Below are 13,752 nucleotides of genomic sequence, written 5' to 3' on the forward strand. Positions count from 1 at the left end.
TCCGGCCTTTCAAGCAGGGACCATACTGCACCGGTTCGTCTTGCGACGATCTAGGCCCGGTACCAGCCTCATTCGTTCAACTCCCCCATGCCGTACAGCATGCAGGCTGGGCCCTCTATCCGCCGATCTTGCGACCCGACCGGATAGCCCACTCGCCGACGTACTCAGCAAGCGGCAAAAGCCTCTTCTACCGCAGGTCTTACGACCTCTCGGACTTTTCGTTTGTCTACGTTGTGAATTCCGGTACCGGGCGCTCTTCCGCACGTGGTAAGGGTTTCGCCCTTCCTCTGTGTCCGAATGGCGTCCGAATTGCCCGGGGTGAAAAAAAACGCGCTTGCGCGCGCCTTCGCGTTTCGAGGTGCTCGTCGCCCGACGAATTCACCTGAAAGAGGGGTCAGCGGTAGTGCTACCGACCGACTTCATGGAGAGCGAATCCGGCGAGGGAATCGCATGCCGCCAATGCGGCGCAGGAAACTACTGAGTGGGGCGCTGAGGCCCCGATGGCTGAAGTAGAGCATATCGAGAACCCAGCCGCAAGCGCTTCAGCGCAACCTTTCCGCGGATGGTGCCGCGCGACGCACCAATTGATGCCTACGGCTACTGACCGGAAGCTTTGCACTGCGATGAGTCCAACCGCGCTCCACGATTCTCTGCATTGCTCCGCGTCTAACTCCGTTTTGCTCTCCGTTGCTCTGCGTTGTTCTGCATTGCTCCGCATCGAACTCCGTTTTGCTCCCCGCTGCTCCGCGTTGTTCTGCATTGCTTCGCATCTAACTCCGCTTTGCTCGCCGTTGCTCTGCGTTGTTCTGCATTGCTCCGCATCGAACTCCGTCTTGCTCCCCGCTGCTCCCCGCTGCTCCGCGTTGTTCTGCATTGCTCCGCATCTAACTCCGTCTTGCTCTCCGTCGGTTGCATTTGCTCTATTCATTGATTCAATGAAAGCCATACTTCTGCCGCAATCATTCTGATTTTCTGTGACACCCCGTGCGATGCTCTGCACAACCGCCATCCATAACCACATAGAGCATCGTGACCGCCGCGCTACACCAGTTTTTGGCTAAAAAGCGACAGGGGCGAACCAGGGGGAAACTTGCGGGTCTCGCAACCCAGATCCAGGAACTCAAGGAACTGGGCGCGACCTCCAGGGATATCGCCGAGTATCTACATCTCGAATACGGCGTCACGGTGACTCCGAGTGCCGTACAGAAGCACCTCAAGGCTATTGCGACACGGTCGACCCAAGCCGCGAACGATCTGAGCGCGCCGGAGTCGGCACGGTCTGCCGTGCCAAAGGCACAGTCGCCTACGCCCCCCCGTGACAAGCCCCTAGGAAATGCGTCCACTCTGACCGAACCATTCGAGGAAGCGCGCCAGGTCGAGGGCGCCAGAATCGAGAACCGGAGCGAATTGCCCCAGGACGATGTTGTGACCAGGTACAGCTTCGGTTCCCCGGAGCATCAAGAAAAGCTCGCGACATACAGACAACGCAAGAATCAATCTAAAACCTGATCGACCAATAAGGTAAAGGAGCACCCATGCCGCACAAGATCCTCGTTATCCATTCAACAAGTATGGTCGGCAAGAGCACCACCGTGGCCTCTCTACTGCATCCCCGACTCCGCTCTCCGCGAGTATTCTCGGTCGAGAAACAGAATCAGGATGCGGGCCGCTATGGCATCGATGTCGTTCGCTATCGCGCCTCTGATGTTAAGAATCTGATCGACGACATCATCATCGAACCCATGGACTTGGTCGTCGATGTCGGCGCATCGCAGTACGCCGACGTTATGAAGGAGTTCACCCGCGTTCGCGGCGCCATCAACGACTTCGACATTGTGATCGTCCCAACTACGCCCGACGGCCGCGTACAGGAAGAGACCGTCGGAACCATCGAGACTCTCCGCAAAGTTGGACTTCAACCGGAAAAGCTGCGGGTTTTGTTCAACCGCGCGACCATTGACCAGGGAGACGATCTAGACGTCGAGTTCGAACCGGTCATCGTGTACTTGACCACCACCCCAGGCCTCTCGTACAACCCTGATCTCGTCGTCTACGAAAATCCGATTCACTCTGACCTGCGCGGGGAAGGGCTCTCTTTCGAGCAGGTGGCGAACGACAAGACTGACTACCGCAAACTGGTCGATGACGCCTTGCGTAAGGCGCCAAAGAGCCCGGAGGCCATAACCCTGATCCGTCGCCTCAGCATCCAACGAGCCGTTGCCAGCGCCAAGTTGGATCTTGATTCAGCATTCGTCGCTCTTCGTTTGCCGGTCGCTCACGCTGAAGCGGTAACAGCTGCTCGCGTTGGGGCGGAGGAATAAGCCGTGCGACATGGTGGACCGCGCGGCGCCATCGAAGCGCTTTACGCCCTTCAGGTAGAGGAAGCCAATGCCCTTCGCGCCGACATGCGAGGAGTAGTTGAAGAGATCCGCGCCCACCATGCCCGATACCAGGAAATGGCAGCACTGCGGGCCACGGCGGATCACCAGATCATCGAGGCCGTCACAGCCGTCGCAGCCCTCGCCGATTTCGCCAAAGCGCTCGATTCCCTCGCGTCCCAGGTGAGCTCGATGCCGGAAAGAGTGCAGGCGGTCCTAAACCCGGCCGACGTAACGGAGCTTCACAGGAGAATCGGCGAGGCTTTGACAGTGGATGTCTGGGCGCGCCTCGGCACGCATGCAGATGCCGAAGCTAAACGCTTCGCCGACATTGCCACCCGCATCGAGAACAACGTAGACGCCGCCGTGCGGAAGCTCCGAGACGCCAATGCAGGAAGGCCGAGCCTTCCGACCGTCATCACCGAGGGAAAGGTCAGCGAAAGGCTCTGGAGCCGAGCCCGTTACTACTGTGTCCGCTTGTTGCACTTGAGCGGCGACCTCCAACCCCTGGCGGTCGCCTTCGCCGGTGTCTCCATCGGCTTGACCGCCATCACAATCCTCGTTTCGCAACTCCTTCGGATGCCGCTTAGTCACTGAAGCCCCAGCCCCCGTCAGGGAAGGACGCAAATAGCCACGCAATCATTTGATTCCGTGGCTATTTTTCATTCACGCATCGCTAGCTTTTGCACATCAGTGACGCGCCTCATGAATGCACCATGAGGGCGAAGGGCGCCGCCGGGTAAATGTGAGGCGGCAAATTTTTTATCGGCGGGAGTGAAACTTTCCCTGCTGGCGCCGTACAGCATCTACATCGACGGCAACGATGTGCCGCCCCTTTGCGTAGAGAAAGTACCCCGGTGACCATGCTTCCCGCCCTTCCGCCCACGGCTAAGTGGTCGTGTGCCACTTCACGATCCTGCAGCAAACGGCGGCGCAAATCGCGCTGATCGCTACCATCCACGTACGACAAATACACGTGGACGACCGCAGGTGAAGGGATTGCCGACTTCTCGGATCAGACTACCGAAGACGGCATTCCCCTGCTGACACACCAGTTTTCTGCGCTTCGTTGAGCGTACCCGCGCGGAGTCTCTGTCTGGCAATGTCGGGAGCCGGTGCTAGCAAAACAACGTCGGAAAGTAGGCCCCCGAGCCGACTTGAAATGGCAACTCGCGGAGGAATCCCTTACCTTCAGGCGCGCGAGGATGCGAGACGCCCAAACACGAATTGACCCAGATACCATGCCAACTCTGAGTTGGCCAAGATGATGTCCTCGGATACGGATGACACCTCCAGCTTCATCCGTTTCAGCACCAGCTTGCCCTCACGCGAAGCCAGCCATGAGCGGACAAAATCCTGTCGCGCTCTGCTATCCGCTGTCCTGAAGTGCTCGCGTCCTTGCCGCGACTCTTCGTTCATGCGCGCGCGGGTCTCGTCTTCACGCGAGGCAACACTGCGCTCCACGCTGCTCTTGACGGCGATCTTCGCGGCGTCCTTCTGTTCTTCCTCGACAAGCAGCTTGGTCTGGACCTGGACCATCGTGCGCTCAGCCTCTGACATGCGCCAGTTGTCGCGCAAGGCCTTCATCAAATAGCCAGCGGGGCTCTTCTTGATCTGACCGCGATTGAGCTTGAAGCGCGTGTACTCGATCGCCTGCAGGATGCGATCATCGTTCCATGTCTCGCGGTTCTCGGAGAGCTCGCCGAACTGCCGGGTTGAGAGGTTGAACTCTTCCTTCAGAATCTTATAGATCTGGCTGGCATCGGACAGGCTTGCCATGACCGCGTCGGCCGTGTCCTTACGCTTGAGGAGAAAGCGAATCCGGTCGACCTTCTTCGAGGAAGTGGATTCGGTCTTGGTCTCGTAGGACAGCTCGATGTCCGAGATCTCATTGATTTCACGGACCGCAGGCTCCAGCCAGTCGCGCTTGAAGTATTTGAAGATGTTGGCATTCGCGCCCATCTTTCCCGGCCAGGTCCGCATCTCATCGAGTTTGATCCAGTCCGTACGCGCATTGGGCACACTCGGCAAGACCTTGTCATAGATCGCACGCGCGAGACTGCGGGTAAATGCCGTTGAGATGCGAAGGCTGAGCCAATGAGACTTGCGGGGATCTCGAATATGCGGGATCAAACTGTGATGCACATCGAAACGGACGCGGCCGCGATGCATTGCCACCATGCCGATCAGCTGGACCTGAACCCATATATCGTTCTCATCGGGCTCCCGGTCTGACGGTGTATTGGTGACGCGAACCTTGGCGTTCTGCGCTTCGTCCGCGATAGTACGTAGGTGCTTCAAGTTCCGGCTGTCATAGCGCATCAACCACTTGAAGTAGTTGAGCTCGACATCGTATTGGTCAGGAACCTCAGGCTCTTGTGCCACGATGAAATACGCGGCATCCAGGAACCGTCGCGCCGCCAACCCCATGTTCACGATTTCCGTGAAGAAATTGTTGCGCTGATAGCCGATTTCGCGGTTGGCCTCGTTGATGGGCATCCCGAGGTCAAACATGTCCTCGAACAATGCCAGCGCCATTTGGCGAGGCGTCGTCCTCGCTTTGACCTCCACCGGATTGTCCGTCTCCATACGCGTTTTCCCGCTCGTTTTATCGCTCGGGCGACTCTAGCATGTGATGGTGAGGTCCTGTCAACACAACAAACCTCACCTTCAGGTTGATCCGTCGCGCTATCGGGTCAGCGTGGGTCAGTGCGCACAATGAATCTCACCTGATGCACAACCAACCTCACCGATCTCCGTCACGCGTGTCGTTCAAGCCTAGGACCAGCCTGGGCAAGACGGACTTGTCCACAGGTGACGCACAATACATCTCACCTTCGAGGTGTTTGCACAATGAGCCTCACCTTGTCGGGGAATAGACCTCACCGTCGTCACACAGTAAACCGCACCTTCGCAACACAAGGAACCTCACCTTTGACACAGTTAACCTCACCTTTGAAAGGTTAAGTCCTTGATCCGCAAGAATTTGGGAATTCTCTGTTTGTAGGTTGGGTGGTTTACTTCAAAAACATCCAACCAACACAACGCCGACAGTCACGATGCGAATGGAGCGAGTCGGCGCCCTCCCCGTTCAGCAGATGCGTACCCATTTCTGCGTTCCGGTTGTCGTGAGTTTAACGGGACTGCGCCGAAGCAATCGGACCGACGGAGCACCTGTCCTGCGCTACGACGTAGCTGGCAAGAGGATCGCTGGAAGTCCTGTGAGGCCCGCATTGATGCGGCTAACCCCGCGCCCGGCCTCATGGTGAGGTTTTTTGTGCATGACGTGAAGGTGAGATTCTTTGTGCTGGCTATTACCGAGGTTGGGCGCTGCACAATGAACCTCACCGTCCGATGGATGGGTCTGGGCGCTCAAAGGATGGTGAGGTTGATTGTGCAAGGGCTGGCGCGTGCCCCCGCTGCGTGACTCTCAGCTCTAAGAAGAGTTGTCATTGCGACGAGAGGAGGCTCCAACGCTAAGCGATGCTGCAAAGCAGCACAAATAACCTCACCATCACTGTTCTTGCCTGATGGACTTCTTTGTCTGGACCGGCAAAGGTGAGGTCAATTGTGCGAAAAGGCCGAGTAGCTGCCCTCCCCTATACCAAGCCCTGGGGAAGACTTGGGCTGGACGGGAGCGAAGGTGAGTTTCATTGTGCGGGATTTCGCCAAGTTCACTTCTCCGGTTCTGCCGAGCAGCACAAATGACCTCACCTTGCCGGCGCCCGAAGGCGATGTAGCCATTGAAGGTGAGGTCATTTGTGCCACCCTCTGGGGCCGCCTATAGGCCGGGGAATCTCCCGAGGCTTACCGGGGGCCTCATGTGAACCCCAAGACGTCCAGGTGCTGCCTAAAATTTAGGCAAAATCGTTGTTTTTAATGAAACTCTGATTAAAAAACAGCGATTTATGAGCCGTTGCTCGTGCATTTCCTGTATTCTGAGCTTTCTCGAATTTTCCGGATAAACCTCAGAATGGTGAAAACGAGCCAACTTCCAGCAGTCGACCGAACTGTACCGCTAGAGCAGATATCCCAGTTCGCGGAAAAGGTCACCATTTTTACAGACGAACTTCGCGAGACGATTCTCGCACCGCGGCCGCGGAAAACCGCACCGATTTTCAAGACGGGGGAGATTGCAGACTTGTGCAACATCTCCCACTCGCAAGTTCAGTACCTCGCGACCAAGGGAGATGGCGAATTGCCGCCAGGAAAGGCCGCCGGTACTGGGCGTACCCGGACCTTCACGCTGGAGGAGGCACGCATCTGGGTGCAGAAGGTCTCCGACATTTATCAGACGCCGCTCGTCACTGGCACGAGAGAGCCAGAAGGAAAAATCATTATCACCGCCCAGCTCAAGGGCGGCTCGGCCAAGACTACCACGACTATGTGTCTGGCTCAGGGGCTGACATTGCGCGGCCGAAAAGTCTTGGTTGTCGACCTGGATCCTCAGGCCTCGCTCTCGGAACTGTGTGGTTTGTATGCCGAGAAGGATGTCACGCCGGAAGACACGGTCTTGCCCTATATCTATGACCAGCAAATCGAAGGGGGACTGCTGAGAAGCATCCAGTCAACCTATTGGGATGGCCTTGACTTGATTCCAGCGCACACAGAGTTGATTGGGGCGGAGTTCCATTTGCCCGCGATGCAGAAAATCAAGCCAGGCTTTCGCTTCTGGACGGTGCTGAGGGAAGGGTTGGAGCCATTGCGCAAGCACTATGACTATATCCTCATGGATACGTCTCCCTCGCTTTCCTACATGAACCTGAACGCCTTGCTTGCGGCCGACGCGATGGTCATGCCGATGGTTCCTGAGAACCTGGACTTCATCAGCTCGTTGTCTTTCTGGCGCTTGTTTTCAGACGTCTCCAAAAGCTTCATCAAATATGAAGCCGACAAGAAATACGACTTCGTCTCGTTGTTGCTCTCCAAGGTCGATTATGGGCGCACCTCGTCGGCACCTATCGTGCGTGCCTGGGCGCAGAGCGCTTATGAGAAGTGGCTGCATTCGATCGAAGTTCCGGCGAGTTCGGTGATGAGCACCGGGGCGTTGGCATTCTCGACGGTGTTTGACGTGAGTAGCACGCATAGCGCAGCCAAGTCGCTGACCCGCGTGCGTCAGCCGATTATGGATTATTGCCGGTGGCTGGATGAAATCTACGCAGAAAAATGGAGGAGCGCGCAATGAGCAATATGCGAGAACAGCTGCTGGCTAAGACGGCGGGCATCCGCAAGACCTCGGCGATTCAGCAGGACGAAGTCAAGCGTAGCGACCGAACCCAGACCGCGCCTGGCCTCACTGGGGCGCTGGCCGTTGCGCAACTCCGTGTCCAGGAGTTGGAGGCAACCGGCGTCGCGTCGCAACTTGCCGTTGCCGCTATCGTGCCGAACCCATGGCAGCCTCGGCGCGTGTTCAATGAACTCAAGCTGTCAGAGCTTGCAGAGTCGATTCGTGAAGTGGGACTCATGCAGCCTATCGTGGTACGCCGTGCTGAATCCGGCTACCAGATTGTGGCAGGGGAGCGCCGGTGGCGCGCCCACAAAATGCTTGGGCTCGATACCGTCAAGGCCGTCGTCTTGGAGTGTTCTGATGCCGATATGGCGGTGCTCGCCATGGTCGAGAATATCAGCCGCGACGACCTTTCCGACTATGAAATCGCGCTGTCTGTCCGGCGCACGGAGAAGGAATTTCCGTCCCGCGTGCGACTTGCGGAGGCGCTTGGCCTGTCCAAGAGCGGTCTCTATCGATTCCTTAGCTTCGCGCAGTTGCCAGATTTCGTGTTGAGGGATCTCGACCTTCAGCCGCGGCTGCTTGGCGGAAGCGCGGCCGAAGCCATTGTCACAACGATTCGGAAGTATGGAGAAGCTGGCAACGATGCTGCGAAAGAAATTTGGCCGCTCGTAGCATCGGGAAAGATGGAGCAAGGTAAAGTCGCTGGCGCTATCAAGGCACTCGCAACCCGGCGCGCTTCGGCACCGAGTTCCGCGAGTGAGCGAAGCATTGACAAGTTTTTTTCCGGCAAGGAACAGGCTGGTTCCATTACGAAGGACGTCAACGGCTTCACCGTGAAAATCAGGGCTGGGGTCCTGTCCGAAGCCCTGGAGACGCAAATCCGGCAGCTCATTAGCGAATCGTTTCACCATCAGCCCAAGTAAGTACAGCTTCAAGTAACCACGCCCGCTTCGAGCGGGCTTTTTTTTTGCCCAACGCTCAGCATGGGCGACGCGCGCTGACTTTCCCAAGTTGGGACGGTGCCCAGGCACGGCTCGCTGACCTTCCCAAGTTGGGACAGTGCCCGGCACGGCTCGCCGACCTTCCCAAGTTGGGACGGTGCCCAGCACGGCTCGCTGACCTTCCCAAGTTGGGACGGTGCCGAGCACGGCTCGTTGACCTTCCCAAGTTGGGACGGTGCCCGGCACGGCTCGCTGACCTTCCCAAGTTGGGACGGTGCCCGGCACAGCTGATCGACCTTCCCAAGTTGGGACAGTGCCGGGCACGGCTCGCCAACCTTCCCAAGTTGGGACGGTACCCGACACGGATCGTCGACCTTCCCAAGTTAGGACGGTGCCGGCGCGGCTCATCGACCTGCCCGAGTTGGGACGGTGCCGGCGCGGCTCATCGACCTTCCCGAGTTGGGACGGTGCCCGGCACGGCTCATCGACCTTCCCACGTTGGGACGGTGCATGGCGCGGCTCGCCGACCTTCCCAAGTTGGGACGGTGCCAACCACGACTCGCCAACCTTCCTAAGTGGGGACGGTCCGTGGCACGGTTTGCTGATCTTCCCAGTGGGACGTACCAAGCGCGGCCCGCCAACCCTCCCATTTCCGGATGGTGTCCAGCATAGCTCGGCAACCTTCCCAAGTTGGGACGGTGGCAGGTGCGCCTCACTAACCCTCCGAGGTTGGGACGGTGTCAGATGTGGGCCCGCCGACCTTCCAAGTTGAGACGCTGCTAGGCCTGCTTTACGACCACGCCACGTTGTGATGGTCCCAGCTACGGCTAGCGAGATTTCCTAACTTGGCACGCTCATAGTGCGGCTCGCCAACCTTCCCGTGTTGGGCGAGGCCGGCATCGAGTCCGCTCGGTGCCCCCGCCGCGGAGTCCCCGGAAAATCTTGGTTCGAACCAGATGCGACGGCCGGCCTCTCAACCGTATGGTTCGCGCGGACGGACCCCCGGCCACACCAGCGCATGCGCCTATGCCAGGTCAGCTTGACCTGGACCCAACCGCAGGGAACTGATTGCTCTCCGGCCGCGACAAAGAGGTGTTCTCGCACCCGGTTCTTCACTGCCATTCACGGCCGGCCGAAGGCGACCGCGGCACACAGCGAGGGAGCGTAGGAATAGCTTGAAGTGCAGCGCTCTACGCGGCGCCCGGAATTTTGCCCGCCAGCGCAAGAGCTACGTCTTCCAGCGCTTCGTGGGTGTACCGCCGCGTGGTGTTGATGTCGCGGTGTCGCAACGCCCGCTGCACGTCGGTTACCGGCACGCCGGCGCGGAGCAGATGCGTGGCATGCGTATGCCGCAGCCAGTGCGTCGACGCGGCTCGGAGCCCGGCCGCCTCTTCGCTACGGTGCTCCCGCTCCAGACTGTTGGCCGCTTCCGCGAATGCTGCACGCACGATGGCATAGATGCCCTGGCGTGTACGAAGCGGCCGGCTCAGCTTGCGCTGCAGCTCAGATGGATCGGCCGGCGGCACAGCGCGTTGACGCCCTCCAGCGATCGCTGGGATAACCGCCGCGGTGTCGGTGGCGCTCGGCGTGGGCGGCAGGCCAACCAGCCGGCGAAAGCGTGCCAGTTCGGGCATCGCGTTGTCGCACGGGACCAACTGATCGTTGCCACCCTTAGCCTGACGGATACGCACGGTCCAGAACACACGGGACCGGCCAGGATGGGGTTCGAAATCTGCCCAAGTTAGTGCGGCCACCTCGGAGGCGCGCAGCCCCGTCTGGAACAGCAGCGCAACTAGCAGGCGGTCGCGGGCCTGGTGTAGCTGCGCCCACCGCGTCGGCGCCGGACGTGCCTCAATCGCTTCGAATACCGCTGCCACCTGTTCCAATTCGAGGAACCTCCGCTGGGAGCCCGGCCCTGTGGCAGAGCGCTCTCGCGGCACTGGGGCGAACGGATTGATGCGCAGAGCCCCAACCCGTACCAGCCAATCGAACAGGCTACTCACGATGACTGCACTCTGGCGTCGCGATGACTCGGAAAGCGGGCCGCGCAGCGGTCGCCAAGCCGCGCTGCCGCGGCGAGCTCGGCCGTTGCTGACCGCGTGCTCGGGCGGGTCACGCAAGAAGGCAAGGTAGCCGCTGGCATGAGTAACCTGCCAGGTGGCCAGAGGCCGGCCCTGCGCGTCCGCATACCAAAGCAGCCGGCGCGCCTCGAGCTCGTACTGACTGCAGGTGCTGGCGCGCAGACCGAGACCCGCAGCGGACTTGGCATCTAGCCATGCGCGCACCAACTGGGCGTCGGAAAGCCCGCCTGGCAATACTGGGCTAGGCAGTGCGTTCGGCGGGAGGGGCGAGGTATTCATGGGCGGCTTGGGGCAGGGGTAGTCTGGGCCGCATCCATGGAAGGGCCCGGCGGCGGTGGCCGGGCAGCCGGCGCATAGACCGAACAAAGCCCGCGCCGGGTTCTCGGACCTGTGACCCATTATATCCAGCAGTTCATACAACTTACCATTATTCGGATAATGGTAAGTGAATAGTCGACCTCGGTGAAACGAGACATCGAAGGTCGCGGTGCACCATTGTGGAGGTAGAACATAGGCCAATCGCAGGGCGGCCATTCCGGTCGACTCCGCTATTGCCGCGGCGCAGAAAGGACCCAAGCCGCATCGATTCGTCGCCATTGGCATCAAGAATCTGGCTGGCCGCCGTTCGGGCGACCCGAGTCCGCGCGTGCCGCGCCCACCTGACGCAATAGTGGCCGTTGCCCGTGGGCAATATTGCGTCGGAAGCCCCCGCATTCGCGATAAGTTACTGATTCTTAACAAATTCTACGAATCCATCAGTTAAACCGGCCCAAAATGCATGGCAAAATGCAATGCCGATAATTTCTAGGGCTAGGCCAGGGCTGTCCGCGCACAGTCTCCCCAATACCCTTCGGCAGGTAGCCCGCTGTATCGCGCTGAGCTGTCGATGGTTGACCGTTTATGAATGCGCCTGAGTGCGGGGAAGTAGCGCCGTGATTGGATATCGGGTAGATGGAATGCATCGCATCGATCGGCACGCGTCAGACATCGCGCCGAACCGTGACCCTACACGTGCGATGCCTTGCATGGCGAGGGCAACGCCGGGGGTATATATGATCGTGCGCGATGATGTCTTGGGCATTGCCAGACCGTAGGCCGCGACGACCGGCACCATATAGATAGCTCCCCGCGCAGTGGACGCGAACAGCGGGGACCGCATGGTTGTCGCGGGGCGCGGGCTGCTCGTCGGTGTGGCGCGGTTGCTCCCCGCGTTGCACGTGCACCCGACCACTATTCGACGCGTCCTGCACGCGCACTTTTGGATATCATCCGACTCCACTTAGGACGGCAAGCGATGAACGTCGCAAGCTGTATCGGTGTGGAAATGCGATGGCTTGCCACGCGGACGCGTTTTACGTGTTGCTGATCCGGCTTTTGATGCAGCCGCTACCGAGGGTGCTGTAGTCGGGCTGGTATAGCTACACATGCCAAGCCGCGCAATTGAACGGTAGGCGGCGAGCAACTATGATGAATCTCCCGCGTGGCGGTGCGCTTGCCAGGAAGACCCATTTCGTCGAAGACGGAGACTCGGCCGGCCGGCTAAGGAGCACTGCAGTGAACCACCTGGAATCTTGGTCAGGCTGGTATGGGCACTTTGCCTGGTGAGACAGTGGAGCATTGCATCATGCAGACAACTATCGCGGCCGACCAGTCGAAGCTGGTGGCGGTGCATCCCGACAGTGAAATTGCCACCAGCCAGAAGCTGCCGTATTTCGTCGGCATCTCTGCCAGCACAACGGGATCCAAGGCATTGTCGATGCATCTTGTCGTCGTCCCTCCCGGCGCGCATGCGGAAGCGCACGTGCATTGCGAACACGAGACTGGCATCTACGTGCTGGAGGGCAGGGTGGAAACCCGCTACGGACCGGGCTTGCGACATTCGGTGGTGACTGAAGCCGGCGATTTCCTATTCATCCCACCTGGCGTTCCGCACCAGCCGTTCAACCTCAGTGCCACGGAGCCGGCCCGAGCAATCGTTGCCCGAAACAGTCCGGACGAGCAGGAAATGGTGCTGCCATATGATCCGGCCGCCGATCGACAAGCCACGGGCGATTTTGCGCCGTAAAATGATTCTGGCTGCACCTTGCATCGTAGCTTTTGCGCTGTCGTAATCAGGGCCGCATGCTGCGGGTTGCTCACGTCGACGGTAATGGTGTCCCGGCAGATCTTCACGGCTGTGCAACTCCAGCGCTAATCGGCCCAGCGGGGTGGCGGTGGAGCACGCCTCGGTTTTTCCGCTGGAGATGATCACGTCCTTCGAGCGATCGACCTCCACGGAGGAGATGAGTAACGTCGGCGAAGTAGATACGCGTTGAAACATAGCTCCATTATGTTTATACTTGTATCGACATTGCTTAGAGACTTCTATCATGCGAAAGAGCGCAACTCTGACGATTCAAAAATGGGGCAACAGCTTGGCGGTTCGGATCCCCACTGCGGTGGCTCGTTCTGCACATTTCGCCGAGGGTCAGGAAGTCGAGGTATCCGTCGATGAGATTGGTGTAACAGTGCGGCCCGTTGGCCGTCGTGCCCTCACGCTCGCGGAGAAGCTGGCCCTGTTTGACCCCAGCAAGCATGGAGGCGAAGCCATGGCCACGGAGCGTGTCGGCGCGGAGGCCGTCTAATGGCAGGCAAGCTATGGGTGCCGGAGCGACGCGACATCATTTGGATCGACTGCAATCCGCAAGCCGGCCGTGAGATGAAGGACATGCATCCGATGCTTGTGCTTTCACCGCGGCCGTTCAATGAGCGTACCAGTATCGTGATTGGCTTGCCGATGACTACGGCGGCCTACAACGACACCAATCCGTTTGCGATCAAGTTTCAGGGACCGAAGGGGAAGGACAGCTACGTTCTGGCCCATCAGCCCAAGTCGTTTGACTGGCGAGCCCGCAACGCAAAGGCCCACATCTGGAAGCAGGCGCCCTTGGAGGTCTTTGCTGCTGCATGCGAGCAACTGAACCAGATCATTGCGATCGCAGAGTGACCTATTTGCCGACTGCTACGGTGTGATTGCGGATGGTCACGTGACCTTCGCGCCCGGACGGGGGCAACAGAAGATTCAGGATCTTCCCGACCCCGAACGAAGCCGGCAAATTCAAGCCTGATAATACGCGTTATCA

The 13,752-nt window shown here is 59.2% G+C and carries 10 protein-coding genes; 8 read left to right on the forward strand and 2 right to left on the reverse strand.

Features of this window, described 5'->3' with window-relative positions; translation table 11 throughout:
• Window positions 1–1,029: 1,029 nt before the first annotated feature.
• The 3 genes from ACZ5MJ_RS35640 to ACZ5MJ_RS35650 are packed head-to-tail and all read left to right on the forward strand — an operon-like array spanning window position 1,030 to window position 2,975.
• A complete protein-coding gene (locus ACZ5MJ_RS35640; RefSeq protein ID WP_464227080.1) occupies window positions 1,030–1,509 on the forward strand; it encodes a hypothetical protein in 480 nt (159 codons plus the stop codon).
• Between the two features lie 26 nt (window positions 1,510–1,535).
• Window positions 1,536–2,321, forward strand: a complete 786-nt coding sequence (locus tag ACZ5MJ_RS35645; protein WP_464227082.1) for a hypothetical protein — start codon at window positions 1,536–1,538, stop codon at window positions 2,319–2,321.
• Between the two features lie 3 nt (window positions 2,322–2,324).
• Window positions 2,325–2,975 (forward strand): hypothetical protein, encoded by a 651-nt coding sequence (locus tag ACZ5MJ_RS35650; protein WP_464227083.1) that lies wholly within the window; start codon window positions 2,325–2,327, stop codon window positions 2,973–2,975.
• A gap of 594 nt (window positions 2,976–3,569) precedes the next feature.
• Here the strand turns inward: ACZ5MJ_RS35650 and ACZ5MJ_RS35655 are convergent.
• Entirely contained in the window at window positions 3,570–4,967 is a 1,398-nt protein-coding gene (locus ACZ5MJ_RS35655) for a replication initiation protein (RefSeq protein ID WP_464227084.1), read from the reverse strand.
• Window positions 4,968–6,351: 1,384 nt separating this feature from the next.
• Here ACZ5MJ_RS35655 and ACZ5MJ_RS35660 point away from each other — a divergent pair.
• Together ACZ5MJ_RS35660 and ACZ5MJ_RS35665 are read left to right on the forward strand one after the other, a co-directional pair.
• Window positions 6,352–7,563 (forward strand): ParA family protein, encoded by a 1,212-nt coding sequence (locus ACZ5MJ_RS35660; protein ID WP_464227532.1) that lies wholly within the window; start codon window positions 6,352–6,354, stop codon window positions 7,561–7,563.
• Window positions 7,560–8,531, forward strand: a complete 972-nt coding sequence (locus tag ACZ5MJ_RS35665; protein WP_464227085.1) for a ParB/RepB/Spo0J family partition protein — start codon at window positions 7,560–7,562, stop codon at window positions 8,529–8,531. Before ACZ5MJ_RS35660 ends, ACZ5MJ_RS35665 begins: the two co-directional genes overlap by 4 nt.
• A gap of 1,208 nt (window positions 8,532–9,739) precedes the next feature.
• Here the strand turns inward: ACZ5MJ_RS35665 and ACZ5MJ_RS35670 are convergent.
• Window positions 9,740–10,909 carry a tyrosine-type recombinase/integrase gene (locus tag ACZ5MJ_RS35670; RefSeq protein ID WP_464227086.1) on the reverse strand — a complete coding sequence of 390 codons (1,170 nt, stop codon included), beginning with the start codon at window positions 10,907–10,909 and terminating at the stop codon, window positions 9,740–9,742.
• A 1,345-nt stretch (window positions 10,910–12,254) separates the two neighbouring features.
• Here ACZ5MJ_RS35670 and ACZ5MJ_RS35675 point away from each other — a divergent pair.
• The 3 genes from ACZ5MJ_RS35675 to ACZ5MJ_RS35685 all read left to right on the forward strand — a co-directional run bounded on the left by ACZ5MJ_RS35675 (window position 12,255) and on the right by ACZ5MJ_RS35685 (window position 13,616).
• Complete coding sequence (locus ACZ5MJ_RS35675) at window positions 12,255–12,695, forward strand: cupin domain-containing protein (RefSeq protein ID WP_464227087.1); 441 nt, start codon at window positions 12,255–12,257, stop codon at window positions 12,693–12,695.
• A gap of 304 nt (window positions 12,696–12,999) precedes the next feature.
• Window positions 13,000–13,254 (forward strand): AbrB/MazE/SpoVT family DNA-binding domain-containing protein, encoded by a 255-nt coding sequence (locus tag ACZ5MJ_RS35680; RefSeq protein WP_464227088.1) that lies wholly within the window; start codon window positions 13,000–13,002, stop codon window positions 13,252–13,254.
• Window positions 13,254–13,616 carry a type II toxin-antitoxin system PemK/MazF family toxin gene (locus tag ACZ5MJ_RS35685; protein WP_464227089.1) on the forward strand — a complete coding sequence of 121 codons (363 nt, stop codon included), beginning with the start codon at window positions 13,254–13,256 and terminating at the stop codon, window positions 13,614–13,616. Before ACZ5MJ_RS35680 ends, ACZ5MJ_RS35685 begins: the two co-directional genes overlap by 1 nt.
• The last annotated feature ends 136 nt before the right edge of the window (window positions 13,617–13,752 follow it).

Source organism: Cupriavidus sp. LA-1 (genome assembly GCF_055385985.1).